Here is a 26,486-nt window from a genome sequence, read left to right on the forward strand (position 1 = left end):
CCGCTGTGTGGCTTGCGTACCTGCCTGGTCCTCAGTTTCGCACGGGACCCGCCAACCGGCCGTGGCACAATTCGGGCCATCAACTCCATTTTTTACAGGCTTTGTTGACAGAAAACAGGGTGATCGCCGTCGACAGCCCCCTCGGCCGCGACGAACTCGTGGCCCAGCTGAGTGCGTTGGGAGTCCGGCCCGGGGACACGCTGCTCGTGCACGCGTCCCTGAGTGCCGTCGGGCCGGTGCGGGGACGGGCGCGGACCGTCGCCGACTCCCTGCTGGAGACGCTGGGCCCGGACGGCACCCTCGTCGTCTACACGCAGACTCCGGACAACTCCGATCCCTCCCGCTGGCCCGTCACGCGCGGGTATGCCGTGCCCGCGCAGGAGTGGCCCCGGCTGCGCGCGACCCTGCCCGCCTTCGACCGTGAGCGGACCCCGAGCTTCCGGGTGGGTGTGCTGCCGGAGGAGGTCCGCACCCGCCCCGGGGCGCTGCGCAGCGGCCACCCGCAGAGTTCGTTCGCCGCGCTGGGCCCGGCCGCCGCGCGGATCACCGCCGGGCACGCCCTGGACTGCCACCTGGGCGAGGACTCCCCCCTCGCCCGACTCGAGGAGCTGGGCGCCCGCATCCTGCTGCTGGGCGTGGGCTACTCCGTCTGCACCGCCTTCCACCTGGCCGAGTATCGCGTGCCGGGCCGCGGCACCCGCCTGTACGGCTGTGCGGTCGCCGACGGCCCGGAAGGACGGCGCTGGCACCGCTACCGGGACGTGGACTTCGACGCGTCGGACTTCCCGGCGCTGGGCCGCTCCTACGCGTCGCTGCCGGAACGTCCGGTGGCCCGGGGCCGGGTGGGCGCCGCCGACTGCCTGCTGTTCGACCTCGCGCCGGCGGTGGCGTACGCGGAGAGGTGGCTGACCGGACACCGGCCGGGCGGCGGTGTCAGCAGGGTTCCGCCGGGTCGTTCCTGTTGAGTTTCTCCAGGTACTCGTGGGCGAGGGTGGTCGCGCGGGTGAACCAGTCGGTGAGGATCGCGAGTTCGTCGGGGGTGTAGTCGGCGAACAGTTCGGCGAGGCGGGCGTAGTGGCCGGCGTAGACCGCCTCGACGCGGGTGACGGCTTCCGGGACCGCGGCGACACGGACCCGGCGGCGGTCGTCGGGGTCGGCGCGGCGGGTGACGTATCCCGCGCGCTCCAGGCGGTTGAGGATGCCCGTCACCGCACCGGTCGTCACGTGGGCGCGGGCGGCCAGGTCGCCCGCGGTCAGCAGGGCGTCGCCCGCCTCCAGGACGAAGGCGAAGCAGGTGAGGTCCGTGACGCTCACCCCGAGCCGCCGGGCCAGTTCCTGCTGGCCGATCACATGGGCCGCGATGAGGTGGTCCATGGCGGACAGCGCCCGGGCCGGGTCCGCGGGCGGTCGCGGCTTGCCGTGCATGGTCGTTCCCGTTTCCCTGGAGATCCGCGGATTCCCTTAGTGCGTGAGAGGTATGGGGAGTAAATTTCTCACACGGTGAGGGATTCTAGTCGCCCTCGTCGGACTGGGTGTTTCCGCCGCCTATGAAGGGGAGACGGGTACGTGAGCCAACACGACGAAGGCCACACGGTGGCAGGGTGGACCGGTACCGCGATCGCGACCGTCGGGAGCGGTCTGCTGGGGCTGGGCGTGTGCGCCGTCTCGGCCGCCGCCCTGGTCGCGGGGCTCGCGGTGTGTGCCGTGAGCGTCCTGGTCACCTGGTCTCTGCATCTCGCGGGGTGGGGCAAGCCGCCGGGCCCGCGCCCCCGGGCGCAGTGGCCGCTGCGGGTACGGGACAACGGCGCCCGCGTCGGCCACCCCGGCTGCGTCTCGTGCCGGCTGGCGGGCCGGGGGCGGCGTACCGCGTCCGCGCTCCGTCCGGTGTCCGGCGCCGGCGAGGCCGAGCCGGCGACCGCGCAGGCGGGCGGCTGACCGGGCGGGGCGGAGGACGGCTGACCGGGCGGGGCCGAGGACGGCTGACCGGGCGGGCCGAGGACAACGGCCCGGCTGCCCCCGGGCCGTTGTCAGTGCCGCCCTCTACCCTCGCGAGTGATGGCACAGGTGTGGAGATGCTCGGGGCTGCGGTGGTCGGAGGACGGCCCCGTGCTGCGGTGGAGCGGCGGCCGGCGCAGTCCGCTCGGCCGGGGGAAGCGGGTGGCCTTCGGGGTCGCCGAAGGGGGTGTGCGGGAGTGCGTGGGGGCGCGCGGGCATGCCTGTCCGACCCGGGCACCCGTCTCGGGGCGGACCACCGGGGCCCGGTGCGAGGAGTGCGCGCGGCTGGACCGGGCGCACTCCGTGGCCGCGGACACCGTCCCCGACGACCCCCGGCCGTACCACGTGTATCTGGCGTGGTTCGGGCCCGGCATGGTCAAGGTGGGGATCACGGCGGTCGAGCGGGGCCCGGCGCGGCTGCTGGAGCAGGGGGCCGTGTGCTTCAGCTGGCTGGGCGCCGGGCCGCTGATGGCCGCCCGGCGGGCCGAGGAGCTGCTGCGGGCGGCGCTCCGGGTGCCGGACCGGATCCCGTACGGCGACAAGCGCGTCGTACGCGCCCTGCTGCCGGCGGACCGGGCCGAGCGGGCGGCCGAGGTCGAGGGACTGCACGCGCTCGCTGTCGCGCTCGGCGGCTGGCCCGAGTCGCTCGTCCCGGAGCCGTGCCAAGTCGTCGATCACATGGCGGTGTTCGGGCTGGACGGGGTGGCCGCCGCCGTCGGTGAGGTGGCCGAGCTGGTGCCGGGCGGCGTGGTGAGCGGCGAGCTGGTCGCGGCGGCCGGACCGGATCTGCATCTCGCCACCCGGCGCGGTGTCGTCGTCCTCGACACCCGCTTGCTGCCCGGGTGGGAACTGACCGCTGCCGGAGCCGGGGAGGAAGGCCGACTCCAGGTGCCGGTAAGGGAGTTCAAGGCCCCGCAGGCCGGCCTCTTCTGAGTACCGGCGGCCTCGCGGGAGGCCTCGCCGCGCGGGATCCGGGCTCGGTCGCTAGGCTCTCATCAGCGGCTCACCGGCAGTTCATGAACGGTCCGGGGCGTGGCCCGGACGGACATGATCCGCACAGCCCGGCGCGAGCGAGGTCACGAGTTCGGGCACGCGTGACGGGATTCCCAGGTGTTCCCTGAGAGGCGCCTGTGCGTTTCTCAGGGAAATCACAGATTTGTGAAAGCGTGTTCTCAGAGGACCCCGACAAGGTGTCCACCATGACCACGACCTCGCCCCAGGGGCGCACCGAACTGCTGAGGCCGGACGGGAGCCCCGTCCGAGTGCTGGTGGTGGACGACGAGCTGTCGATCACCGAACTCCTCTCCATGGCCCTGCGGTACGAGGGCTGGCAGATCAGGAGTGCGGGCGACGGCCAGGGCGCCATCCAGACCGCCCGGGAGTTCCGCCCCGACGCCGTCGTACTCGACATGATGCTGCCCGACATGGACGGCCTCACCGTGCTGGGGCGCCTGCGGCGCGAACTGCCGGACGTGCCGGTGCTGTTCCTGACGGCGAAGGACGCGGTCGAGGACCGGATCGCGGGCCTCACCGCGGGCGGCGACGACTACGTCACCAAACCCTTCAGCCTCGAAGAGGTCGTGGCCCGGCTGCGTGGGCTCATCCGCCGCGCCGGGGCGGCCGACCGGCGGTCCGACTCCGTGCTCGTCGTCGGTGACCTCACCCTGGACGAGGACAGCCACGAGGTCTCGCGGGCCGGGGAGTCGATCCACCTCACCGCCACCGAGTTCGAGCTGCTCCGCTTCCTGATGCGCAACCCGCGCCGGGTGCTCAGCAAGGCCCAGATCCTGGACCGGGTGTGGTCGTACGACTTCGGCGGTCAGGCCAACGTGGTCGAGCTCTACATCTCGTACCTGCGCAGGAAGATCGACGTCGGCCGGGAGCCGATGATCCACACCCGGCGTGGCGCCGGCTACCTCATCAAGCCAGCCGCGTCATGAGCGGGCGACGACGGCCGCGTACGCAGAAGCGCCGAGCGGGAAAACCGCGCACCCTGCGGACCCGGCTCGTCGTCGCGTCGGTGGTGCTGATCGCCGTGGTCTGCGCGGTGATCGGCACGGTGACGACGCTGGCACTGCGCTCTCACCTCTACGGCCAGCTGGACGACCGGTTGAGCGAGGTCGCCGCGCGTGTGGCACCCCGGGCGTTCGGGCCACCGAACGGGGTCAAGGACGGCGGCTCCAGGACGCCCGACCCGCGGCAGGGCGGACTGCACGTCATCACGCTCGAAGACTTCGTCAAGGGACCACAGCTGCCGGACGGCACGATCGCGGCGTCCGTCGTGAACGGCGACGTCACCGATTCCCGGGTCGGCGTGAAGTCCAAGACCCAGGCCACCTTCTCGATGAGTGCGAAGAGGCTGTCGCCGGCCCAGCAGCGGGCGCTCAACTCGGTTCCCCAGGACAACAGGCCGCACGCGATCGACGTACCCGGTCTGGGCAGCTACCTGGTCGCGTACGCCAGCAACGACAGCAACGCCTACTACGTCGCCATCCCCACCAAGGACGCCGACAGCACCATCAGCACACTGATCCTCGTGGAGATCAGTGTCACCGTCTCCGGCCTCATCGCCGCCACCCTCGCCGGTACCGTCATCGTCGGTGTCGCCACCCGCCCCCTGCGCCGGGTCGCCGCCACCGCCACCCGGGTCTCGGAACTCCCGCTGCACACCGGCGAGGTGAACCTCAGCGAGCGGGTACCGGACACCGAGTGCGACCCGCACACCGAGGTCGGCCAGGTCGGCTCCGCGCTCAACCGGATGCTCAACCACGTGCACGGCGCCCTGCACGCCCGCCAGCAGAGCGAGATGCGGGTACGGCAGTTCGTCGCCGACGCCAGTCACGAGCTGCGCACCCCGCTCGCCTCCATCCGCGGGTACGCGGAACTCACCCGGCGCGGGCGGGAGCAGGTCGGGCCCGACACCCGGCACGCCCTCGGCCGTATCGAGTCCGAGGCCGGGCGGATGACCCTCCTCGTGGAGGACCTGCTGCTGCTCGCCCGGCTGGACGCGGGGCGGCCGCTGCAGTTCGAGCACACCGACCTCATCCCGCTCGTCGTCGACACGATCAGCGACACGCGCGCCGCCGGCATGGACCACAACTGGCGTCTCGACCTGCCCGACGAGCCGGCGCCGGTCGCCGCCGACGCGGCCCGCGTCCAGCAGGTGCTGATCAACCTGCTCGGCAACGCGCGCAAGCACACCCCGCCGGGCACCACCGTCACCGCCCGCATCCAGCGGCGCGGGTCGTGGATGTGCGTGGACGTCGAGGACAACGGGCCGGGCATCCCGCCCGACCTGCTGCCGCACGTCTTCGAACGGTTCGCGCGCGGCGACTCCGCGCGGTCGCGGTCCACGGGCTCCACCGGCCTCGGGCTCGCCATCGTGCAGGCCGTCGCGACCGCACACGGCGGCGCCGTCACCGTGGACAGCGTGCCCGGCCGTACGGTGTTCACCCTCTATCTGCCCGCGCTTGCGCCGGCGCTCCCGCAGCCGTCCCCCGAAACGAACTGGCAATCGCACTCACAGGCACAGCACAGTGCCACCACATGGGTGCGACAGGGCGCTTGACGAGAGTCGGTGCCATGCGAACCGACTCTTCTCCCGGCACCCTGCCGGCGCGGGAGCATCTCCCGGCCGGTAACGCCGGTACGCCTGTCCTGGACGTAGTGATCCCCGTCTACAACGAGGAGAAGGACCTCGGCCCGTGCGTCCGCAGACTGCACGACCACCTCAGGCGAACGTTTCCGTACGCGTACCGCATCACCGTCGCGGACAACGCGTCCACGGACACCACGCCCCAGGTGGCGGAGCAGCTGGCGGCGGAGATCGCCGAGGTGACGTCGTTCCGGCTGGAGCAGAAGGGCCGCGGACGTGCGCTGCGGACCGTCTGGTCGGCCTCGGACGCGCCGATCCTCGCCTACATGGACGTGGACCTGTCCACCGACCTGAACGCGCTGCTGCCGCTGGTGGCGCCGCTCATCTCCGGCCACTCCGACCTGGCGATCGGTTCCCGGCTGGCCCGCTCGTCGCGCGTGGTGCGCGGCGCCAAGCGGGAGTTCATCAGCCGCTCGTACAACCTGATCCTGCGCGGCTCGCTGCAGGCCCGCTTCTCGGACGCGCAGTGCGGCTTCAAGGCGATCCGGCGCGACGTCGCGCAGGTGCTGCTGCCGATGGTCGAGGACACCGGGTGGTTCTTCGACACCGAGATGCTGGTGCTCGCCGAGCGCGCGGGCCTGCGGATCCACGAGGTGCCGGTCGACTGGGTCGACGACCCGGACTCGACCGTGCACATCGTGAGGACGGCGACCGAGGACCTCAAGGGGGTGTGGCGGGTCGGCAAGGCCCTGGCCACCGGTTCGCTGCCGCTGGACCGGGTCGCCCGGCCGTTCGGCGACGACCCGCGCGACCGTGACATCCAGGACGTGCCGAAGGGCCTGACCCGCCAGCTCGTCGGGTTCTGCGTGGTCGGCGGCCTGTCGACCGTCTTCTACCTCCTCCTCTACAGCCTCTTCCGGGAGTTCTCCGGTTCGCAGGTCGCCAACGCGCTCGCGCTGCTGGTGTCGGCGGTGGCGAACACGGCCGCCAACCGGCGCCTGACCTTCGGGGTGCGCGGCCGGGGCGGGGCGGTCCGGCACCAGGCGCAGGGCCTGGTCGTCTTCGGTATCGGCCTCGCGCTGACCAGTGGCTCCCTCGCCGCCCTGAACGCGGCGAGCAGCGACCCCGCGCACTCCACCGAACTGGCGGTGCTGATCGCCGCCAACCTCGCCGCGACCGTGCTGCGCTTCCTGCTCTTCCGCGCCTGGGTCTTCCCTGACCGCGACGGCACCGGCCGGCCGGAGTCGACGGTGGTGGCCCAGCACAACCCGTCGTCCCCTACCTGCACGACCGGCGGCTACCAGCCGTACCAGGAGCCGTACCAGCCCCAGGTCCCGCTCCCGCAGCGCCCGGCGAACCCACCGTACCCCCGGAACGGCACCACGACCACGCAGTTCCGCGCTGGTGAAGCCGCGAACGGCACCTGGAGGGACGCCACCGTGCAGTTGCAGCCGGTGCGCCCGCACGACACCGAGCCGGGGGACCCCCGATGAGCACCGACACCGAGCACCCGGCCCAGTGGGGCCCGCCCCCGACCGCGCCCCCCACGGCTCCCCCGCCGCCCCGGCAGGCCCCCGACGTCCCGGCGGCGCCCGCCCCCGGCCCCGGTGAACCGAAGCAGCCCTTCGTACGGAGACTGTGGCGCGGCCGCCCCGAGGACCCCCGCTGGGTGCGGCCGGCCTTCTTCGGCCTGCTGCTCGCCACCGCGGTGCTGTACTTCTGGAACCTGAGCGCCAACGGCTACTCCAACTCCTTCTACGCGGCCGCCGTCCAGGCCGGCACCAAGAGCTGGAAGGCGATGTTCTTCGGCTCGCTGGACGCGGGCAACGCGATCACCGTCGACAAGCCCTCGGCGTTCCTGTGGCCGATGGAGATCGCGGCCCGGATCTTCGGCCTGAACTCCTGGACGATCCTCGGCCCCGAGGTCCTCATGGGCGTCGGCACGGTCGCGGTCGTCCACGCCTCCGTGCGCCGCCGGTTCAGCCCCGCGGCCGGCCTGATCGCGGGCGCCGTGCTCGCGCTCACCCCCGTCGCGGCGCTGATGTTCCGGTTCGACAACCCGGACGCCATGCTGGCCCTGCTGATGGCGCTGGCCTGCTACTTCGTGGTCCGGGCCGTCGAGGACGGGCGTACGAGGTGGCTGGTGTGGGCGGGCGTGGCGATCGGCTTCGCCTTCCTCGCCAAGACGCTCCAGGCGTTCCTGATCCTGCCGGCGCTGGCGTTCGTGTACGCGGCCGTCGGCCCGCACACGTGGAAGAAGCGGATCGGGCAGCTGGCCCTGGCGACCGGCGCGCTGGTCGTCTCCGGCGGCTGGTGGGTGGCGATCGTCGAGCTGTGGCCGGCCTCCTCCCGCCCCTACATCGGCGGCTCCCAGGACAACAGCTTCCTGTCGCTGACCTTCGGCTACAACGGCCTCGGCCGCATCAGCGGCGACGAGACCGGCAGCGTCGGCGGCGGTGGCGGCGGCACCGGCTCCGGCCGCTGGGGCGCGACCGGCTGGGACCGGATGTTCAACGACGAGATCGGCAGCCAGATCTCCTGGCTGATCCCGGCCGCGCTGATCCTCCTGGCCGCCGGCCTGGTGGCGACCCGCAGGCTGCGGCGGACCTCGGTGACCCGGGCCTCGTTCCTGGTCTGGGGCGGCTCGCTGCTGATGACCATGATCGTGTTCAGCTACATGGCGGGCATCTTCCACCAGTACTACACGGTCGCCCTCGCCCCCTACACCGCCGCCGTGGTCGGCATGGGCGCGGGTCTCCTCTGGGAGAAGCGCGCCGAGCTGTGGGCGTCGATCACCCTCGCCGCCGCGGTGGTCTCGGCCGCGGTCTGGGGCTACGTCCTCCTCAGCCGCACCTCCACCTACCTGCCCTGGCTGAAGTACCTGGTCCTGATCGGCGGTCTGACCGCCGCGCTCGGCCTGATCTTCGCGGGCCGGATCTCCCGGCAGCTCGCCCTCGGGGCGGCCGCGGCCGGCCTGCTGGCCGCACTGGCCGGCCCGACGGCTTACACCCTCTCCACGGTGGACTCCGCGCACACCGGCTCCATCCCGACGGCCGGTCCGGCGGGCGCCGGCATGGTGGGCTTCGGCGGCGGTGGCGGTCCCGGCGGCGGCAGGGGCGGCTTCGGCGGCGGCACGGGCGGCGGTTTCGGCCGGAACCAGCAGGGCGGCAACGGCACCACGCAGGGCCAGGGGCAGGGCCAGAACGGCACCGGCGGGTTCCCGGGCGGCGGTACCGCCGGGATCCCCGGCGGCGGGCGGATGGGCGCGGGCGGCGGCATGGGCGGCAGGATGGGCGGTGGCGCCGGCGGCCTGCTGAACGGCGCGACCGTCTCCTCCGAGGCCAAGGCACTGCTGCGGAAGAACTCCTCCCAGTACACCTGGGTAGCGGCGGCCGTCGGCGCGCAGAACGCGGCGAGCTACCAGCTCTCCACCGGCGACGCGGTGATGGCGATCGGCGGCTTCAACGGCACCGACCCGTCCCCGACGCTCGCCCAGTTCGAGAAGTACGTGGCCGAAGGCAGGATCCACTACTTCGTCTCCTCCGGCACCGGCGGCGGCATGACGGGCGGCGGCGGCAGCGGCACGGCCTCGCAGATCTCCTCCTGGGTCGAGAAGAACTTCAAGAAGGTGACGGTGGGTTCGTCCACCTTCTACGACCTCACGCAGAAGACGGGCGGCTGACGGCTCCCTGACCGGCGCAAGGGCGGTGACCTCCACGGTCACCGCCCTTTGCCGTGCCCCGGAAACCCTCTGCCTCGCCCAGTTCACCGTGCTGCTCGACAACACCGTCCTCGACTTCGGCGTCCTGTCGGTCAGGTGGGCGACGCGGCCGGGGCCGCCGGGATCGGGGGGTACTTGTCCAGCGGCGGGTGCGGGTGGATTGTGGCTGGTCGCGCAGTTCCCCGCGCCCCTTTCAGCGGCGTTGGGGTTCTAGCATCCTGGAAGTGGTCGTGGAGGAGGGTGTGTCTATGGCGCGGGCCAGTGTGTGGCTGGAGGAGAAGGGCGGCAAGGGCGGGCGCAGTGGTCAGCCGTCCGGGCTCGACCGGGCCAGGATCACCTCCGTCACCGTCCGGCTCCTCGATGCCGACGGGCTCGACAAGTTCTCCATGCGGCGGCTGGCGGCCGAGCTCAACGTGACCGCGATGTCCGTGTACTGGTACGTCGACACCAAGGACGACCTGCTCGAACTCGCCCTGGACGCGGCCTTCGGCGAACTGGCCCTGCCCGACGCCGCGGCCGGCGACTGGCGTGCGCAACTGCGCGCGCTGGCCACGGAGTACCGCGCCCTGCTGGTCCGCCACCCCTGGCTTTCCCCGCTGGCCGGCCGCTACCTCAACATCGGCCCCCACTCGCTCGCCTTCTCCCGGGTGATCCAGCAGGTGGTCCGCCGCGCCGGTCTGCCCGCCCACGGCGTGACCGGCGCGATCTCGGCCGTCTTCCAGTTCGTCTACGGCTACGGCACGATCGAGGGCCACTTCGCCGAGCGCGTGGCGGCGGCCGGCATGACCCCGGACGAGTACTTCGACACCGCGATGAACGCGGTGACCGAGACCCCGGCGACCGCACAGATCATCGAGGAGTCCAGGGACCTCCTGGCGGCGCGGGGCGGCGACACCGTCGCCGAGATGCTGGACCGGGACTTCACGTTCGCGCTGGATCTGCTGATCGCGGGAATCGAGGCGATGGTGGCGAAGGGCGCCCGGTAAGGGGCGCCGGGGGTACCCCCGGCCGCGGCCTGGGGGAGGAACCGCGCGGCCGGCCACGACGGCGCCGCAGCCGACCGGCGGCCTGCTCAGCGGGCCAGGACGGCGCCGCAGCCGACCGGCGGCCTGCTCAGCGGGCCACGACGGCGCCGCAGCCGACCGACGGCCTGCTCAGCGGGCCACGACGGCGCCGCAGCCGACCGACGGCCTGCTCAGCGGACCAGGACGGCCGGCTTCAGGGTCTGGGCCCAGCACTGCCCGAAGCCGGCCGCCGTCGGCCCCGGGTAGCCCGTCCTGGGCAGCCGACCGTGCCCTACGCGTCCGGTGAGGCCAGCCGCGCCGGGAACCCGCCGGTGGCCACCGGCCCCCACTTCTCCGGCGTCACCCGGATGATCGACTTCCCCTGCTTCACCATCGCCGCCCGGTACTCGTCCCAGTCCGGGTGCTCCCCGGCGATGTTCCGGTAGTACTCCACCAGCGGCTCCACCGACTCGGGCGAGTCGATCACCTCGGCCCGGCCGTCCACCTGGACCCACGGCCCGTTCCAGTCGTCGCTCAGGACGAGCAGGCTCACCCGCTCGTCCCGCTTGGCGTTGCGGGTCTTGGCCCGCTCGGGGTAGGTGGAGACGACGATGCGCCCGGAGTCGTCGACCCCGCAGGTCAGCGGCGACCCCTGCGGGCTGCCGTCGGCGCGCCGGGTGAGCAGGATCGCGCGGTGGCGGGGTCGTACGAAGTCCAGCAGTTCGTCGAGGGAGACGGTGGTGTTCGTCGCGATGTTCGGTGCCATGGCGCCAGCCTAGGGGCGCGGGGCCTGCTCAGCCTGCTCCTGGCGGGCTCATGTTCAGGCCTGCGGCAGCGACTCGCCCTGGACCGCCTGGATCTCCAGCTCGATCTTGAGGGTGGTGCCGATGGCGGCGATGCCCGCCTGGACCACCTGGTTGTAGTTCATGGCGAAGTCCTCGCGGTGCAGCTCGGTCGTCGCGCGGAACGCGGCGCGGGTGCCGCCCCACGGGTCGGCGCCGGTGCCGAGGTAGGCGAGGTCGAGGTCGACCGGCCGTACGACACCGTGCAGCGAGAGCTCGCCGTGCACCGTCCAGCGGTCGGAGCCGGCCGCCGTCAGGCCCGTCGAGACGTAGGTGATCTCGGGGTGGCGTTCGACGTCGAGGAAGTCGGCGGAGCGCAGGTGGGTGTCGCGCATGCCGTTGCCGGTGTCGATGGAGGCGGCCCGGATGACCGCCTGGACACGGGACTTGGTGACGTCGTCGGGGGCGATCTCGATCCCCGCGCTGAAGTCCGTGAACCGGCCGCGGACGCTGGAGATGCCCAGGTGCTGGGCGACCGCACCCACCGTGGAGTGCGCCGGGTCCACCGTCCACGGGCCCGGCGGGGGCAGTTCGGTGCCGCCCTGCCGCGCCAGCGTCACCGTGCCGACCTCGGCGCGGCCGCTCGCGGTCACGATGGCGCTGGAGGCGGCGGGCGCGTAGCCCAGCGCAGTGACGATGACGGTGTACGCCCCCGGCGCGAGCGGGTTCGGGTCACGCACGGTGCCCTCGTCGTCGGCCTCGGCCCGCAGCACCTGGCTGCCGGTCATGTCGGTCACCGTGACGACCGCGTGCGACACGGCCCATCCGTCCCGGGTGCGGATCCTCGCGGTCAGTCCCATCCCGTTTCTCCCTGCAGACACTCAAACACTCAGACAATGACAAATTGGCCGTATGAGACCGGCCCGCGGCGGGCGCCTCCTTGTGGGCGCGCCCGCCACGGGCCGGAGTTCGAACTACTCGCCCGGGTGGGAGAGTTCGATGTCGTGGTCGTCGACACCTGCGCCCGTGACGTTCAGGGCGGTGGCGACCGGCGGGTAGCCCGTCGCGATCACGGTGTAGTCGCCCCCGTCCAGGTCGGCGAAGGCGTACGCGCCGTCCAGGCCGGTGGTGGACGTGCCGACCACGTTGCCCGCCGCGTCCACGAGGGTCACGCGGGCGTCGGCCAGCGGGCCGTGCGGGGCCCGTACGACACCCTGCAGCTGGGCGCCGGCGTCCAGGTCGACCTCGATCCGGGTGACCCCGGTGGTGCCGATCTCGACCTGCAGGGCGCGGGGCCGGTACCCGGCCGCGTTCACCGCGACCGTGACCACGCCCGGCACCAGCTCGCCGAAGCGGAAGTCGCCCTGGTCACCGGTGGCAGCGGTGGCCAGCAGGTCGCCGCGCACGTCGGTGACGATGACCATCGCGTCCTTGACCGGGAGCGCGCTGCCGGCCCCGCGGACGACGCCGGTCAGGCCGCTGGTGCCGCTCAGCAAAATGTCATAGGGCACCGGCTCCTCGCCCACCACGACCGTGGCGGCCTGCGGCTGGTAGCCGTCGGCGGAGGCGATCAGCACGTACGAGCCCGCAGCGGGCGCGTCCAGCCGGTAGGAACCGTCGAAGCCCGCGACCGCGCGGCCCAGCTGGCGGCCGGACAGCGAGATCAGGGTCACCGCGGCCTGCGCGACCGGGGCGCTCTCGGCACCGCGCACGAAGCCGTGCACCGGGGTGGCACCGGAGCCCGCCGACTGCTCGGGACCGGCGATGGTGGCGACGGCGGTGAACAGCCCGGCGGTCTCCGGCTGGGCCGCGGCCTCCGTGGTGCTGCTCACGACCGGGGCGGCCCAGCTCGGGACCTGCTGCTCCGCTACGGGAGCCGCGGCCGGCGCGGCGACGGCGGCGGGCACGGTCTCGGGGGTCTCGGTGTTCTCGCCCTCGGCGGCCTGGGCCAGCGCTCCCTTGGTCCGCAACGGAACCTCCTTGATGAACAGGCTGATCAGGAACGCCAGGACCGCGAGGGCACCGGCGATCATGAAGACGTCGGCGATGGCGTGGCCGTACGCGCTCTCGACGAGGGTGCGCAGCGGCTTCGGGTACTTGCCCAGGTCCGGGATGCTGTCGGTGGACGAGCTCGAACCGGCAAGGGCCGCCTGGTACTTGGGGGAGAGGGAGGCGATGCCGTCCGTGATGTAGTGCGTGATCCGGTTGGCCATCACCGCGCCCAGCGCCGAGACGCCGACCGCACCGCCCAGGGACCGGAAGAAGGTGACCGTGGAGCTGGCCGAGCCGAGGTCGGACGGGGCGACCTGGTTCTGCGTGCAGAGCACCAGGTTCTGCATCATCATGCCGATGCCGAGACCCATCAGCGCCATGAAGATCGACATCTTCCAGTACGCCGTGTCGTAGCGGATGGTGCCGAGCAGGCCCAGACCCGCCGACACCAGCACGCCACCGCTGACCAGCCACGCCTTCCAGCGTCCTGTGCGGGTGATGAACTGGCCCGAGACGGTGGAGGAGATGAACAGACCGCCGATCATCGGGATCGTCATCACACCGGACATCGTCGGGGAATTGTCGCGGGCCAGCTGGAAGTACTGGCTGAAGAACACGGTGCCGGTGAACATCGCGACACCGACGAACAGGGAGGCCAGCGAGGCCAGGGTGATGGTCCGGTTGCGGAACAGCCGCAGCGGGATGATCGGCTCCTTGGCCTTCGACTCGACCAGGATGAAGACCAGACCCAGGACGACCGAACCGCCGACCATCGCGAACGTCTGCCAGGAGACCCAGTCGTACTTGTCACCGGCGAAGGTGACCCAGACCAGCAGCAGCGACACGGCGGCCGCGACGAAGAACGCGCCGGCCCAGTCGACCTTGACGTCCCGCTTCACGACCGGCAGGTGCAGGGTCTTCTGCAGCACGATCAGCGCGATGACGGCGAAGGGGACGCCGACGTAGAAGCACCAGCGCCAGCCCAGCCACGAGGTGTCGGTGATGACGCCGCCGAGCAGCGGGCCGCCGACGGTGGCGACGGCGAAGGTCGCGCCCAGGTAGCCGGAGTAACGGCCGCGCTCGCGCGGCGAGATCATCGCGGCCATGACGATCTGGGCGAGCGCCGACAGACCGCCGACACCCACGCCCTGGACGACACGGCAGGCGATCAGCATCTCGGGGTTCTGCGAGAGACCGGCGATCATGGAGCCCGCGACGTATATGACCAGGGCTATCTGGACGAGCGCCTTCTTGCTGTACAGGTCGGAGAGCTTGCCCCACAGCGGGGTGGTGGCCGTCATGGCCAGCAGCGAGGCGGTCACGACCCAGGTGTAGGCGGACTGGCCGCCGCCGAGGTCGCCGATGATGTGCGGCAGGGCGTTGGTGACGATCGTCGACGACAGGATCGCCACGAACATGCCGAGCAGCAGCCCGGTGAGGGCTTCCATGATCTGCCGGTGGGACATCGGGGCCAGCTCGGCGGGGCCGGCGGCGCTGCCTCCCCCGTGCCTGGCGTGGGCCCGCACACCGGCTGGTGTGGTCGTTGCCATGGGCTTCCTTCTCTAACGTCTTATGCGGGTGTACGGGTGGTCGTCGTGGACGTCGGTTCGAGTACGGGCGTGGGGGCGCGGGCGGCGGAGGTGACCGTGACCTTGTCCGTCGCCTCGGCCGTGGCTTTCGGCGTGCCCGGAGTGGGCGCCGTGCCGACGGCGGCGGGCCGCGGGTGCGGGGCCCGGCAGTCGCCGAAGCTCTCCCGGAGCCGGGTCATCAGCCGGATCAGCTGGTCGACCTCCTCGTCGCTCCAGTCGCCCAGCCGTTCGGCGAGCAGCTCGGTGCTGCGCCGGGACAGTTCCACGAGGGTCGCCTCGCCCGCGGGCGTGAGGTGCAGGATGCGGGAGCGCTTGTCCGCCGGATCGGATGAGCGCTCGATCCAGCCGCGCTCGGCGACGTGCGCCACGTGCCGGCTGGTCACGGACATGTCCACGGCGAGCAGCTCGGCGAGCTTGCTCATGCGCATGGAGCCGTGACGGCCGAGCAGCGTCAGTACCGCCGCCGAGCCGGTCGGGCACTCGGGCGGCAGAATGCGGCCCAGATCCCGTTTCACGGCTCCGACGGCGCTGAGCTGACGCGCCAGCTCCTCGAACTGCGCCTGCTCCGCCATCCCGCACACCTCCTCACGACCGTATTCGTTGCTTGGGGCAACCATAGAACTGCTTGGTTGCCACAGGCAAATATATCGGCGAGGGTGGGCATAAAAACTTGGCAAAGACAAGTATTGCGAACGTAAATACGCAGGTGGGGTGGGCCGGGTGTAGGGGAGGCCCCCCACTTGGGCCGGACTCCCGGATTCGCTAGTGTCTCGGGCCATGGCTAACACCCAGGGCCCCCAGGGCAACTACGACCCCGCCGGCAGCACCCAGATGTTCCGCGCGTTCGTCGACGAGGCCCCGCAGACTCCTCAGCAGACGGCGACCACCTACTCCTCCTCCGGTCCCCGCCTCGGCCTGATCCTCGGCATCGTCGCCGCGGTGGTCGTGGTGGCGGCGGTGGCCTGGCTCGCGTTCATGTAGGACGGCCGCCACGGCGGCCGCTACGGCGAAGGAACCCGGGGCCGTGTGCTCCGGGTCTTCGGCGTGCTCAGCTCCAGTCGACGGTGACCACCCGCGTCTCGATGTGCATGCCGAGCGGTACGCGCCAGCCGTCCACGCAGACCGTCCAGGTCTTCACCTTGCGGGAGCCGGGCGCGACCGGGGCTGGCACGGGCTCCGTCGACGTGACCGTCGACCAGTCGATGCCCAGCAGGTCGATGATGTGCGTGCCGAGCGTGACCGTGCCCGAACGCACCGCGGTGCCCCCGGAGTTGGCGAAGGTGACGGTCACCTTCTCGCACCAGCGCTGGTCGGTGGCCGCGCGGGTGGGGGTGCTCCAGGTGAGGGCGGCGGGCGAGGGCGAAGGCGTGGCCGAAGAGGGGCCGGGCCGTGGTGAGTCGGGCGCCGGCGGATCGCTGCGGGGTGGCTGGGCGCCGTCGCGGCGCGAAGAGGAGCCGGGGGAAGGCGTCGTGAGGGACGGCGAGGTGGCCGCGGTGGCCGTGCCGCCGGTCGGGACCGGCTCGCGCCCGCCCGCCCGAGCCGTCGGCCTGTCCGCCGCTCCCTTCGCGCCGTCCAGGGGAACCAGCGTCACCGACCCCGTCGGCCGTGCCGACGCGCTCGGGGCGCCGCCCGCCGCACCCACCGCCGTGTAGCCGCCGTGGCCGCCGCCCGCGCACGCCGCGAGCGCCGAGGCCAGACAGGCGGCGACCGCCGAGGCCGCCGTGCCGGTGACCCACCGGCCGCCCAGCGCCGTGCGAGACCGCACCCGACCGGCCACCGGCGCCGCGGGAGCATCGGCCCCACGGCCACTCGGCGTCCTGCGGGTTGGTGTCCCGCTGCTCGGCGTCCTGCTGATCTGCGTCCTACGGATCTCTGTCCTGCGGAGAGGCATCGCGCCAGTGTGGCTGACACTCCGTCAGTAAGGAACCCGTAGGCGCGACTTCAGTCCGAGATCAGGCCCTCGCGGAGCTGGGCCAGGGTGCGGGTCAGCAGGCGGGAGACGTGCATCTGGGAGATGCCGACCTCCTCGCCGATCTGGGACTGGGTCATGTTCGCGAAGAAGCGGAGCATGATGATCCGGCGTTCGCGCGGCGGGAGCTTGGCGAGGAGCGGCTTGAGCGACTCGCGGTACTCGACGCCCTCCAGGGCCGTGTCCTCGTAGCCGAGGCGGTCGGCCAGGGAGCCCTCGCCGCCGTCGTCCTCGGGGGCCGGGGAGTCGAGGGAGGAGGCGGTGTACGCGTTGCCGACGGCGAGGCCGTCGACCACGTCCTCCTCGGAGACGCCCAGGACGGCCGCCAGCTCCGTCACCGTCGGCGAGCGGTCCAGCTTCTGGGAGAGCTCATCGCTGGCCTTGGTGAGGGCCAGGCGCAGCTCCTGGAGCCGGCGCGGGACGCGGACCGACCAGGAGGTGTCACGGAAGAACCGCTTGATCTCGCCGACCACGGTCGGCATCGCGAACGTGGGGAACTCCACGCCCCGTTCGCAGTCGAAGCGGTCGATCGCCTTGATCAGGCCGATGGTGCCGACCTGGACGATGTCCTCCATCGGCTCGTTGCGGCTGCGGAAGCGGGCCGCCGCGTAGCGCACGAGGGGAAGGTTGAGTTCGATCAGGGTGTCCCGGACGTAGGCACGCTCGGGGCTGTCCTCCTCGAGTGCGGCAAGGCGCAGGAACAGGGAGCGGGACAGGGTGCGGGTGTCGAGGCTCTCCGAGACGGCCGGAACTTCCTGGGCCGGAGGGGCCTCCAGCGCCGGGGCGCCGTCGATCGTGCCATCGATGCTGTCGAGCACGTCGATGGCGTCGAGCTCCTTGGGCGCTGCCTCGCTGTTCGTGGGCGTGAGCACCTTCGAGCTGCCCTGGTCTGCGGACATGCCACCCCCTTTGGGTCGCGGGACGGTCGCGGCGGTGTTCCCTGCGAGGAACGATGCCTTCACCTGAATACCGGAGCCGGAGCCCCTGCAAACGCGCTTCCCGCAGAATGTCACATGTCGGCAACACGCTGTAGTGACATGTCGACATGCGAGATGCGAATCCGCCCTGGAAGAAGGGGGTCTGACGCTTTTTCGACGCTCAACTGTCGGGAAGTGCCCTGGTGAGCGATTCGCTCGCGGCGGTGATGGCTCGATCCTGTTTGCGGTTACGGTCTCACCAAGTCGCCGGGAACGGGTCTCGGGCCGGTAACGGTCCCCTGGGGCGAGGCCCTACGCCTCGATGCGGTTGGCCGAGCGCAGGCGCTGGAAGCTGCGGGCCAGGAGGCGGGAGACGTGCATCTGGGAGACGCCGAGCTCCGCGCTGATCTGGGACTGGGTGAGGTTGCTGTAGTAGCGCAGCAGGAGGATCCGCTGCTCCCGCTCGGGGAGTTGGACGAGCAGGTGGCGGACCAGGTCGCGGTGTTCCACGCCGTCCAGGGCGGGGTCCTCGTAGCCGATGCGGTCGAGGAGGCCCGGCAGCCCGTCGCCCTCCTGCGCGGCCTCCAGGGAGGTCGCGTGGTACGACCGGCCGGCCTCGATGCAGGAGAGCACCTCGTCCTCGCTGATCCGCAGCCGCTCGGCGATCTCGGCGGTGGAGGGGGAGCGGCCGAAGGCGGTGGTCAGGTCCTCGGTCGCGCTGTTGACCTGGACCCACAGCTCGTGCAGCCGGCGCGGTACGTGCACGGTGCGGACGTTGTCCCGGAAGTAGCGCTTGATCTCCCCGACGACGGTCGGCATCGCGAAGGTCGGGAACTGCACGCCCCGGTCCGGGTCGAAGCGGTCGATGGCGTTGATGAGCCCGATGGTGCCGACCTGGACGACGTCCTCCATCGGCTCGTTGCGGGAGCGGAAGCGGGCGGCCGCGTAGCGCACGAGCGGGAGGTTCGCCTCGATGAGCGCCGCGCGCACGCGGTTGTGCTCCGGCGTGCCCGGCTTGAGTTCCTTGAGCTGCCCGAAGAGCACCTGGGTCAGCGCCCGGGTGTCGGCACCCCGCCGCTTCTCCGGGGCGGGGGCGGGGGCTTGGGCGGGAGCGGCGGGGGTCTGGGCTGGGGCGGGCGCCTCTTCCTGGGGCGGCGCAGAACTGGCCGACACGGTCAACGCCACCTCTTCATCGGTCAATCATCCGTCAAAAGCGGTCATAGCATCACAAGACATGTGCACTGTGTGCAAGCACCTGGTAACGTCGTGTTGGGTATTAATACGGGCAAGTTGAGGCACAAGATGCAGCAAAGCCCCCTGCCCGGCGGGCAGAGGGCTCGGGATGCGGACGCGGCCGTCCGGCTCAGAACTCGTAGTCGGCGATCACCCATGTGGCGAACTCCCGCCACTGCGCCACGCCCGCCTGGTGGGCCGGGTGCTCCAGGTACCGCTTGAGCGCGTCCTGGTCCTCGACCGCCGAGTTGATCGCGAAGTCGTGGGCGATGGGGCGGTCGCTGATGTTCCAGCCGCACTCCCAGAAGCGCAGCTCCTCGATCTGGTCGCCGAGGGCGGCGAAGGCCTGGGCGCCCGCGACGACCCGCGGATCGTCGCGCCCGATGCCCTCGTTGAGCTTGAAGAGGACCAGGTGGCGGATCATGAGTACTCCCGGCGCGTCTACTTCGCCCCGTTGGCCAGCCAGGTGAAGAAGTCACCGACGGCCTTCGCGGCGTCCGATATGCCCTGAAAGACTATCTGGATCCAGTCCGCCGCCTTGGGCGGGTCCGTGATGATCACGTAGAGCGCGAAGATCACGAGCACGTAGACGCCGATTTTCTTGGCGTTCACCGCCACCTGGCCTCTCCCCTGTCACGTCCCCCGGGTTCCCCCGGTTGCCGGGCGCGAGTGTAACCCTCCGATCGTTTTGTATGACCAACGGCGCGTTGGGCGCCGGGTTTTTTCTCCGAATCTCCGGATCTCCCCAGCAGGAACCGATCGCGTGAACCGCAGGCGTGAACCGCACGCGTGAACCGATCGCGGGGCCCGCTCCGATGAAGGGCCGAGACGACGGAGGCGGCCCGGGGCAGACCGGGGGTCGAGAGGGAGAACGCGGATGCTGATGACGGCGGTGGCCTTCGGGCTCGTCACCCTGCTGATCGTGCTCGTCGTGGCGGCACTGCTCGACTGCGTCCGCACGCCGAGGGAGCGGGTCAGGTACGTCCCCAAGTGGCTCTGGCTGCTGTTCCTGCTGCACGCCCCGGTCTTCGGGGCCCTCGTGTGGAACTACGCGGGCAAGCGCCCCGAGCGGCCGGCCTGAGCGAAGGAAGGGCGGCCCCGATACGGGACCGCCCTTCCTTCGACAGCGGTAGCGGAGGGATTTGAACCCTCGGTGACTTGCGCCACACTCGCTTTCGAGGCGAGCTCCTTCGGCCGCTCGGACACGCTACCGAGGGAGACCTTACAGCACGGGGGGCCGTGCTCTGAAATCGGTATTCGGCGGCCGGGGAAGGCCCCGGCGGGTGGGTCAGCGGGTGCGGAAGAAGTCCGTCAGGAGGCGGGCGGATTCGTCCGCCAGGACGCCCTCGACGACCTCGGGGCGGTGGTTCAGGCGCCGGTCGCGGACGACGTCCCAGAGGGACCCCGCGGCGCCGGCCTTCTCGTCGCGGGCGCCGTAGACGACCCGGTCCACCCGGGACTGGACCAGGGCGCCGGCGCACATCGTGCAGGGCTCCAGCGTGACGACCAGGGTGCAGCCGGTGAGGCGCCACTCCCCGAGCGCCGCGGCCGCCCGGCGCAGCGCGAGGACCTCGGCGTGCGCGGTGGGGTCGCCGGTGGCCTCGCGTTCGTTGTGCCCGGCCGCGAGGACCGTCGTACCGTCCGGGGACAGCACGACGGCGCCGACGGGGACGTCCCCGCCCCGGACGGCCTGGCCGGCCTCGTCCAGGGCGAGCAGCATCGCGGCCCGCCAGCGGTCGCGTACCGGGTCGGGGGACCCTGCTGCCTCGTGGAGGGTCAGCGGACGGTCTCCAGGACGTCGGAGGCGCCCAGGGCCTCGGCGATCTCGCCGAGCGCGTCCTCGTCCAGGGTCAGCAGCTCCTTCGCGCTCACGCCCAGGTCGTCCAGGATCGCGGCGTCGCCGACCGGGCCGGCCGGCACGGCGGAACCGTCCGCGTCGTCGTCCTCCTCGGCGTCCGGCTCACCGTCCTCGGTGCCGTCGAGGTCGAGGGCGTCCAGGTCGTCGGCGTCGTCCTTGGGCTCCCTTCCGAGCAGTTCGTCGGTGAGCAGGAGCTCGCCGTACGAGCTGCGGGCGGCGGCGGCTGCGTTGGAGACGAAGACCCGGGGATCCTCCTCCCCGTCGACGCGCACGACGCCGAACCACGCGTCTTCCTGCTCGATGAAGACGAGCACCGTGTCGTCGGCCTCGGAGGCCGATTCCCGGGCCAGATCGGCCAGGTCCGACAGGGTCTCCACATCGTCGAGCTCTGTGTCGCTCGCTTCCCACCCGTCTTCGGTGCGCGCGAGCAGTGCGGCGAAGTACACCGTGACTCTCCCACTGGTCTTAGGCGTGCCGGTTGGGGGTCCCCCCGGCGGAGGTTCTGGGCGGGAGAGCTGTGCTCCGAGCCCCGCCCACTCGGAATCGTGGCAGAAACAAGGCGTTCAGGGGACGTCTTCGGCTCCCTGTGTCTGGCAGTTTTGATCGCACGTATGCAAAGAGCCATCCATGCGCCCGTCAACGCAGTCACCAGCGCACTCGTTGCCGCCACCTGCGGATCGTACGCGGGTTTTCCCGCGGCCCACGCACGGCCTTCCCCGTGCCGGACCGCAACGCGCCACAAGGAGTGGATCTTTGCCGAAGGATCGGCTTCACGACTGTTGCCGAGTCTTGCCGTCTCCTGGCGATTCCTACCAGCGGAACGTCCGCATGCGCATCGCGTGCCGCAGCCGGGCCACCTTGGCGCGGCGGGGCTGGACCCGGTCGCGCAGCGCCCGCGCCTCGGCGAGCTCGCGCAGGAACCGGGCCCGGCGGCGCCGCCGCTCGGCCTCCGTCTCACCCTCGGGCGCGCCGTAAGCGCGGTCCGGCCGCTCGTGCGGTCCGGGAAGTTCGGGCACGATCACATCACCCCCAGTCCGACACCTCCACTTTCCCCCGGATGGGGGGTTTGATGCCAGCATGGAGCTGCGCGGGGGTGCGCGAGGCGGGAGAGGGCGCGGTTACTGTTGTGGACATGCGTCTCCACGTCGTCGACCACCCCCTGGTCGCCCACAAGCTCACCACGCTGCGCGACCAGCGCACCGACTCCGCGACGTTCCGGCGGCTCGCCGACGAACTGGTCACCCTGCTCGCCTACGAGGCGACGCGGGACGTGCGGACCGAGGCGGTCGACATCCAGACCCCGGTGGCCGCCACGACCGGCGTCAAGCTCGCCCGGCCGCGGCCGCTGGTGGTGCCGATCCTGCGGGCCGGGCTCGGCATGCTGGACGGCATGGTGCGGCTGCTGCCGACCGCCGAGGTGGGCTTCCTGGGCATGATCCGCAACGAGGAGACGCTGCAGGCGTCCACGTACGCCTCGCGGATGCCGGAGGATCTCTCCGGGCGCCAGGTGTACGTCCTGGACCCGATGCTGGCCACGGGCGGCACGCTGGTCGCGGCGATCCGCGAGCTCATCAGGCGCGGCGCGGACGACGTGACGGCGGTCGTCCTGCTGGCCGCGCCCGAGGGCGTCGAACTCATGGAGCGGGAGCTGGCGGGGACGCCGGTCACGGTCGTGACGGCGGCAGTCGACGACCACCTCAACGAGCAGGGCTACATCGTGCCGGGCCTGGGCGACGCGGGCGACCGGCTGTACGGCGCGGCCGAGTAGCGGACCGTTCGCCTCGGCGCCGTAGGGGTGCGGGTGCGTCGGCGGCGGTGGGTCCGTCGTGGCTTGTCGCGCAGTTCCTCGCGCCCCTTTGGGGCGTTGCGGACCTGTCTCTTTGACGCGCCGCAGCGGTGCCCATTGGGGCGTTCGCCTGGGCGCGGTAGGGGTGCGGGTGCGTCGGCGGCGGTGGGTCCGTCGTGGCTTGTCGCGCAGTTCCCCGCGCCCCTTTGGGGCGTTGCGGACCTGTCTCTTTGACGCGCCGTAGCGGTGCCCATTGGGGCGTTCGCCTGGGCGCGGTAGGGGTGTGGGTGCGTCGGCGGCGGTGGGTCCGTCGTGGCTTGTCGCGCAGTTCCTCGCGCCCCTTTGGGGCGTTGCGGACCTGTCTCTTTGACGCGCCGCAGCGGTGCCCATTGGGGCGTTCGCCTGGGCGCGGTAGGGGTGCGGGTGCGTCGGCGGCGGTGGGTCCGTCGTGGCTTGTCGCGCAGTTCCTCGCGCCCCTTTGGGGCGTTGTGGGGCGTTCGCCTGGGCGCCGCTTTGACCCGGTGGGGCGGCGGAGTTCGGCGGTGCCCTGCTCTCAGCAGGTCTTCTTCGTCGTCGAGGCCGGCGGCTTGGGGGCGGAGAGGGCGGTGATGGCCTGTGTGGCCGTTGCCCGGGGGGTCAGGGACTTGAAGGCGTTGCCGATGATCAGGTCGACGGCGGTGCCCTTGCGGCCCGCTTCCGTGCGCTGGTCGGCCGCCGTCACCTGGGTGGCGAGGACCGGGAGCGAGGTCTTCAGGGCGGTGGCCGGGCCGAGCAGTATCGCCGTGCCCTTGACCTTCTGGTCGAACTTCGCCGGCGCGTTGCCGACGTCGCCGATCCTGAAGCCGCGCTTCTTCAGTTCGTCGGCGGTGTCCTTGGCCAGGCCCGTGCGGGTCGTGGCGTTGTAGACGTTCACCGTGATCTGGGCCGGCTTGGGGAACACCACGGCCGACGCACCGGCCGCGGGGCTCGCGCTGGCGGCGGCCTGCTTGACGCAGTCTCTCGCCGAACCGGCCGCCGAGGCCGTTCCGCCGCCGCCCGTGAAGACGTCGATGAGCTGCAGGGTGCCCCAGCCGACCAGGCCGAGCGCGGTGACGGAGGCGACCACGGAGAGAACCAGCCGGGCACGCCGCCGGCGCGGGCGCATGCGAGGGTATTTGTCCCCTGTGATCCGGTACTGGCCGCCCATGCCGGGGGGAGTCAGCATGCTCATGAGCGCAGCGTAGTGCGCCACGGGTGCGTTGACTAATAGATGATCATCCGACGGCGGACGGTCTGACCCGAAAGGGTCAACCGGCGGCAAATGCCCGACGGCCTACGGGTGTCAGTCGAGTTCGAGCACGCGTGCGTGCAGCACCTGACGCTGCTGGAGGGCGGCGCGGACCGCGCGGTGCAGCCCGTCCTCCAGGTACAGGTCGCCCTGCCACTTCACGACGTGCGCGAAGAGGTCGCCGTAGAACGTCGAGTCCTCGGCGAGGAGGGTCTCCAGGTCGAGCTGCCCCTTGGTCGTCACGAGCTGATCGAGGCGGACCGGGCGCGGTGCGACGTCCGCCCACTGCCGGGTGCTCTCCCGGCCGTGGTCGGGGTACGGCCGGCCGTTTCCGATGCGCTTGAAGATCACACGGAAAGCCTACCGGTCCAGACGTTCCGGGCGCAGCCATGGCGACCGAGTGCGACGCTGGAAAAGACACCGTAAAGGTCAACAAGTGGGCCAAACGGGAACAGGGGGTCCGATGATGAGTGCCGGTGAGGCCGACGAAGCGCCTGTCAACGACCCCGCGGGCGCCGGCGATCCCGTGGTCGCCGACATCGCCGCCGGGTACGCCTTCGCCGGTCAGGCGCTGGACCTCGGCGCCGTTCTGCGGGACGGCCGGTGCTTTCCCGGCGCACGGGTCCGCATCCCCCTCGCCGTGCTCAACCGCCACGGCCTGGTCGCCGGCGCCACCGGCACCGGCAAGACCAAGACGCTCCAGCTGATCGCCGAGCAGCTCTCCGCGCACGGCGTCCCGGTGTTCCTGGCGGACGTCAAGGGCGACCTGTCCGGCATCGCCAGGCCCGGGCGGCCCGACGCCGGGGTCGAGGGCCGGGCGGCCGAGGCCGGCCGGCCGTGGACGGCGACCGGCTTCCCCGCGGAGTTCCTCGCCCTCGGCGGCCTGGGCCACGGCGTCCCCGTCCGCGCGACGATCACCAGCTTCGGCCCGCTGCTGCTCGCCAAGGTGCTCCAGCTCAACCGGACCCAGGAGCAGTCCCTCGGCCTGATCTTCCACTACGCGGACACCAAGGGCCTGGAGCTGATCGACCTCAAGGACCTCAGGGCGGTGGTCGCCTTCCTCACCTCCGCCGAGGGCAAGGCGGAGTTGAAGGACATCGGAGGCCTCTCGACGGCCACGGCCGGGGTGATCCTGCGCTCGCTCACCGCTTTCGAGGCCCAGGGCATGACGGACTTCTTCGGCGAGCCGGAGTTCGACACGGCCGACCTCCTGCGCACGGCCCCGGACGGCCGCGGCATCGTCTCGGTGCTCGAACTCCCCGCCGTCCAGGACAAACCGCTCCTCTTCTCCACCTTCCTGATGTGGCTGCTCGCCGACCTCTTCCACGACCTCCCCGAGATCGGCGACGCCGACCGGCCGAGGCTGGTCTTCTTCTTCGACGAGGCGCACCTGCTGTTCGACGAGGCCTCGAAGGCGTTCCTGGACTCGATCACGCAGACCGTGCGCCTCATTCGCTCGAAAGGAGTCGGCGTCTTCTTCGTGACGCAGACCCCGAAGGACGTACCGTCCGACGTCCTCGGCCAGCTCGGCAACCGCGTCCAGCACGCGCTCAGGGCCTTCACCCCCGAGGACCAGAAGGCGCTGCGGGCCACCGTGCAGACCTTCCCGAAGTCGTCGTACGACCTCGAGGAGCTGCTCACGGGGCTCGGCACCGGCGAGGCCGTGGTGACCGTGCTCGGCGAGACCGGCGCCCCGACGCCGGTCGCGGCGACCCGGCTGCGGGCCCCCGAGTCGCTGATGGGGCCGGTCGACGCGGCGGAGCTGGACGCGGCGGTGCGCGGGTCCGCGCTGCACGGACGTTATGCACAGGCTGTGGACCGGGAGTCGGCGTACGAGAAGCTGCGGCGGACGCCGGCCGAGCCGCAGGCCCCCGCCCCCGCGGCGGCCCGCAGAGCGGAACCGTCGCTGGTCGAGCAGGTGGTCGGCAGCGGGATGTTCAGGTCCCTCGCCCGGTCGGTGGGCACGCAACTCGGCCGTGAGATCACCCGGTCGCTGTTCGGCACGGCCCGTCGGCGCCGGTGAGCCGGGCGCCCGCACAGGACACCCGGCCCGGCCACGACTCGGTTCCGGCTCAGCTCCGCGGGGTCAACCGCGTTTCTGCGCCTGAGGCCGCGGCTGCGGCGGTTCGGCCGTCTTCGTCTCCGGTTTCGGCGTGCTGCGCACGGCTTCCGCGCGCAGCAGGGCGCGCAGGACCGCGTACGGGTCTGAGGACATGACTGTGTTCCTTGCGTAGAACCGACTGAGCTGACTGACCTGGGGGAGTGCGGGACAGGCCGGTCTCTCAGCAGCGCAGGACCACGGTGCGCAGCAGGGGCGTGGCGTACGGCGGACGCGGTGCCGTCGGGCAGGGCCGGTGGCGGTCCGCCGGGCCGGCGGGGGCCGGGTCGGGAAGCGGCGCGGGGCGCTGGGGTACGTCGGCCCGGTCGACGGGGCGGGCGGGCGGCCGCAGCGGGATGTCGGCGACGTCGTGCTCGGCGGTCTCCGCCGAGACGGCCGGGGCGGTCGCGGCGAGCGCCTCGGCCGCCGTCGGGACGCCGGCCAGCAGCAGGGCGAGCAGCAGCACGAGCACCCGCGGCCAGGCGGGGCCCGACCGCGGGCGGCGTCCGGTCGAAGGACCGCTGCTCATGCCGGTCATCTCCCCGCGAAGTGGGCGGTGTTCATCGTGCGGGGCCCGAGAACCGCTCGCTCGGCGTACCTGCGGGGCGCGAGGTTGACGAATCGGACGGGGCGACGCCGCCGTGGCCCACGCCGCTCACGAGCTCCGCGCCGACGAGGCC

At 71.9% G+C, this 26,486-nt stretch carries 29 protein-coding genes and 1 tRNA gene; 12 read left to right on the forward strand and 18 right to left on the reverse strand.

The window, feature by feature from the left end; translation table 11 throughout:
- Positions 1-104: 104 nt before the first annotated feature.
- Positions 105-965, forward strand: a complete 861-nt coding sequence (locus BLW82_RS22075; RefSeq protein WP_256215906.1) for an AAC(3) family N-acetyltransferase — start codon at positions 105-107, stop codon at positions 963-965.
- On the opposite strand, the gene BLW82_RS22080 is transcribed toward BLW82_RS22075, so the two are convergent.
- Positions 934-1,425, reverse strand: coding sequence for a MarR family winged helix-turn-helix transcriptional regulator (locus BLW82_RS22080; protein ID WP_093501029.1), 492 nt, complete (start codon positions 1,423-1,425; stop codon positions 934-936). The genes BLW82_RS22075 and BLW82_RS22080 overlap by 32 nt on opposite strands.
- Positions 1,426-1,566: 141 nt before the next feature.
- On the opposite strand from BLW82_RS22080, the gene BLW82_RS22085 reads away from it, so the two are divergent.
- From BLW82_RS22085 to BLW82_RS22115, 7 genes are all read left to right on the forward strand, one after another.
- Positions 1,567-1,935: an HGxxPAAW family protein gene (locus tag BLW82_RS22085; RefSeq protein ID WP_093501031.1), complete on the forward strand. Its 369-nt coding sequence runs from the start codon at positions 1,567-1,569 to the stop codon at positions 1,933-1,935.
- A gap of 120 nt (positions 1,936-2,055) precedes the next feature.
- Entirely contained in the window at positions 2,056-2,928 is an 873-nt protein-coding gene (locus BLW82_RS22090) for a DUF2797 domain-containing protein (RefSeq protein ID WP_093501032.1), read from the forward strand.
- Positions 2,929-3,194: 266 nt separating this feature from the next.
- Positions 3,195-3,935, forward strand: a complete 741-nt coding sequence (locus BLW82_RS22095) for a response regulator transcription factor (RefSeq protein WP_305729050.1) — start codon at positions 3,195-3,197, stop codon at positions 3,933-3,935.
- Positions 3,932-5,563 carry a sensor histidine kinase gene (locus tag BLW82_RS22100; RefSeq protein ID WP_093501036.1) on the forward strand — a complete coding sequence of 544 codons (1,632 nt, stop codon included), beginning with the start codon at positions 3,932-3,934 and terminating at the stop codon, positions 5,561-5,563. The genes BLW82_RS22095 and BLW82_RS22100 overlap by 4 nt, the downstream gene beginning before the upstream one ends.
- 14 nt (positions 5,564-5,577) lie before the next feature.
- A complete protein-coding gene (locus tag BLW82_RS22105) occupies positions 5,578-7,083 on the forward strand; it encodes a bifunctional glycosyltransferase family 2/GtrA family protein (RefSeq protein WP_093501038.1) in 1,506 nt (501 codons plus the stop codon).
- A complete protein-coding gene (locus tag BLW82_RS22110) occupies positions 7,080-9,272 on the forward strand; it encodes a glycosyltransferase family 39 protein (protein WP_093501040.1) in 2,193 nt (730 codons plus the stop codon). The genes BLW82_RS22105 and BLW82_RS22110 overlap by 4 nt, the downstream gene beginning before the upstream one ends.
- A gap of 287 nt (positions 9,273-9,559) precedes the next feature.
- Positions 9,560-10,297, forward strand: coding sequence for a TetR/AcrR family transcriptional regulator (locus tag BLW82_RS22115; RefSeq protein WP_177233029.1), 738 nt, complete (start codon positions 9,560-9,562; stop codon positions 10,295-10,297).
- A gap of 310 nt (positions 10,298-10,607) precedes the next feature.
- Here the strand turns inward: BLW82_RS22115 and BLW82_RS22120 are convergent, their stop codons facing one another.
- From BLW82_RS22120 to BLW82_RS22135, 4 genes are all read right to left on the reverse strand, one after another.
- Positions 10,608-11,081, reverse strand: a complete 474-nt coding sequence (locus BLW82_RS22120) for a PPOX class F420-dependent oxidoreductase (RefSeq protein WP_093501042.1) — start codon at positions 11,079-11,081, stop codon at positions 10,608-10,610.
- A gap of 54 nt (positions 11,082-11,135) precedes the next feature.
- The gene (locus BLW82_RS22125; protein ID WP_093501044.1) at positions 11,136-11,957 is read right to left on the reverse strand and encodes a YceI family protein; all 822 of its coding nucleotides are present in this window, start codon (positions 11,955-11,957) and stop codon (positions 11,136-11,138) included.
- Between the two features lie 114 nt (positions 11,958-12,071).
- Positions 12,072-14,639, reverse strand: a complete 2,568-nt coding sequence (locus tag BLW82_RS22130; RefSeq protein WP_093501046.1) for an MFS transporter — start codon at positions 14,637-14,639, stop codon at positions 12,072-12,074.
- Between the two features lie 20 nt (positions 14,640-14,659).
- Entirely contained in the window at positions 14,660-15,250 is a 591-nt protein-coding gene (locus tag BLW82_RS22135) for a MarR family winged helix-turn-helix transcriptional regulator (protein WP_093501047.1), read from the reverse strand.
- A 205-nt stretch (positions 15,251-15,455) separates the two neighbouring features.
- On the opposite strand from BLW82_RS22135, the gene BLW82_RS22140 reads away from it, so the two are divergent.
- Positions 15,456-15,659: a hypothetical protein gene (locus BLW82_RS22140; protein ID WP_093501049.1), complete on the forward strand. Its 204-nt coding sequence runs from the start codon at positions 15,456-15,458 to the stop codon at positions 15,657-15,659.
- 67 nt (positions 15,660-15,726) lie between these two features.
- On the opposite strand, the gene BLW82_RS22145 is transcribed toward BLW82_RS22140, so the two are convergent.
- From BLW82_RS22145 to BLW82_RS44540, 5 genes are all read right to left on the reverse strand, one after another.
- On the reverse strand, positions 15,727-16,443 hold the full coding sequence (locus tag BLW82_RS22145; RefSeq protein ID WP_093501050.1) for a hypothetical protein: 717 nt from the start codon (positions 16,441-16,443) through the stop codon (positions 15,727-15,729).
- Between the two features lie 176 nt (positions 16,444-16,619).
- Positions 16,620-17,546 (reverse strand): RNA polymerase sigma factor SigF, encoded by a 927-nt coding sequence (locus tag BLW82_RS22150; protein WP_093501052.1) that lies wholly within the window; start codon positions 17,544-17,546, stop codon positions 16,620-16,622.
- 330 nt (positions 17,547-17,876) lie between these two features.
- Positions 17,877-18,743, reverse strand: coding sequence for an RNA polymerase sigma factor SigF (locus tag BLW82_RS22155; RefSeq protein WP_093501054.1), 867 nt, complete (start codon positions 18,741-18,743; stop codon positions 17,877-17,879).
- Positions 18,744-18,927: 184 nt separating this feature from the next.
- A complete protein-coding gene (locus BLW82_RS22160) occupies positions 18,928-19,221 on the reverse strand; it encodes a Dabb family protein (RefSeq protein ID WP_093501057.1) in 294 nt (97 codons plus the stop codon).
- A gap of 17 nt (positions 19,222-19,238) precedes the next feature.
- A complete protein-coding gene (locus tag BLW82_RS44540; protein WP_177232768.1) occupies positions 19,239-19,409 on the reverse strand; it encodes a hypothetical protein in 171 nt (56 codons plus the stop codon).
- Between the two features lie 265 nt (positions 19,410-19,674).
- Here BLW82_RS44540 and BLW82_RS22170 point away from each other — a divergent pair, with 265 nt between their 5' ends.
- Positions 19,675-19,878 (forward strand): PLD nuclease N-terminal domain-containing protein, encoded by a 204-nt coding sequence (locus BLW82_RS22170; protein ID WP_093501060.1) that lies wholly within the window; start codon positions 19,675-19,677, stop codon positions 19,876-19,878.
- Positions 19,879-19,924: 46 nt separating this feature from the next.
- On the opposite strand, the gene BLW82_RS22175 is transcribed toward BLW82_RS22170, so the two are convergent.
- From BLW82_RS22175 to BLW82_RS22190, 4 genes are all read right to left on the reverse strand, one after another.
- Positions 19,925-20,009 (reverse strand) — tRNA-Ser (locus tag BLW82_RS22175).
- A 76-nt stretch (positions 20,010-20,085) separates the two neighbouring features.
- Positions 20,086-20,517 (reverse strand): tRNA adenosine(34) deaminase TadA, encoded by a 432-nt coding sequence (tadA, locus tag BLW82_RS22180; RefSeq protein WP_256215907.1) that lies wholly within the window; start codon positions 20,515-20,517, stop codon positions 20,086-20,088.
- A 56-nt stretch (positions 20,518-20,573) separates the two neighbouring features.
- Positions 20,574-21,101, reverse strand: coding sequence for a tRNA adenosine deaminase-associated protein (locus BLW82_RS22185; protein WP_093501063.1), 528 nt, complete (start codon positions 21,099-21,101; stop codon positions 20,574-20,576).
- Between the two features lie 363 nt (positions 21,102-21,464).
- The gene (locus BLW82_RS22190) at positions 21,465-21,671 is read right to left on the reverse strand and encodes a hypothetical protein (protein ID WP_093508192.1); all 207 of its coding nucleotides are present in this window, start codon (positions 21,669-21,671) and stop codon (positions 21,465-21,467) included.
- A gap of 116 nt (positions 21,672-21,787) precedes the next feature.
- Between BLW82_RS22190 and upp the strand changes: the two genes are divergently transcribed.
- The gene (gene upp / locus BLW82_RS22195; RefSeq protein WP_093508193.1) at positions 21,788-22,423 is read left to right on the forward strand and encodes a uracil phosphoribosyltransferase; all 636 of its coding nucleotides are present in this window, start codon (positions 21,788-21,790) and stop codon (positions 22,421-22,423) included.
- 571 nt (positions 22,424-22,994) lie between these two features.
- On the opposite strand, the gene BLW82_RS22200 is transcribed toward upp, so the two are convergent.
- The gene (locus tag BLW82_RS22200) at positions 22,995-23,651 is read right to left on the reverse strand and encodes a LytR C-terminal domain-containing protein (protein ID WP_256215908.1); all 657 of its coding nucleotides are present in this window, start codon (positions 23,649-23,651) and stop codon (positions 22,995-22,997) included.
- Positions 23,652-23,762: 111 nt separating this feature from the next.
- Positions 23,763-24,059, reverse strand: coding sequence for a type II toxin-antitoxin system VapB family antitoxin (locus tag BLW82_RS22205; protein WP_003999914.1), 297 nt, complete (start codon positions 24,057-24,059; stop codon positions 23,763-23,765).
- Positions 24,060-24,171: 112 nt separating this feature from the next.
- Here BLW82_RS22205 and BLW82_RS22210 point away from each other — a divergent pair, with 112 nt between their 5' ends.
- Positions 24,172-25,731, forward strand: a complete 1,560-nt coding sequence (locus BLW82_RS22210) for a helicase HerA-like domain-containing protein (RefSeq protein WP_256215909.1) — start codon at positions 24,172-24,174, stop codon at positions 25,729-25,731.
- 63 nt (positions 25,732-25,794) lie between these two features.
- Here BLW82_RS22210 and BLW82_RS45580 read toward each other — a convergent pair whose 3' ends face one another.
- Positions 25,795-25,923, reverse strand: a complete 129-nt coding sequence (locus BLW82_RS45580; protein ID WP_256215910.1) for a hypothetical protein — start codon at positions 25,921-25,923, stop codon at positions 25,795-25,797.
- A 67-nt stretch (positions 25,924-25,990) separates the two neighbouring features.
- Positions 25,991-26,335, reverse strand: a complete 345-nt coding sequence (locus BLW82_RS44545; RefSeq protein ID WP_177233030.1) for a hypothetical protein — start codon at positions 26,333-26,335, stop codon at positions 25,991-25,993.
- Positions 26,336-26,486: the final 151 nt, after the last annotated feature.

This window comes from Streptomyces sp. Ag109_O5-10, assembly GCF_900105755.1.
GTDB lineage: Bacteria > Actinomycetota > Actinomycetes > Streptomycetales > Streptomycetaceae > Streptomyces.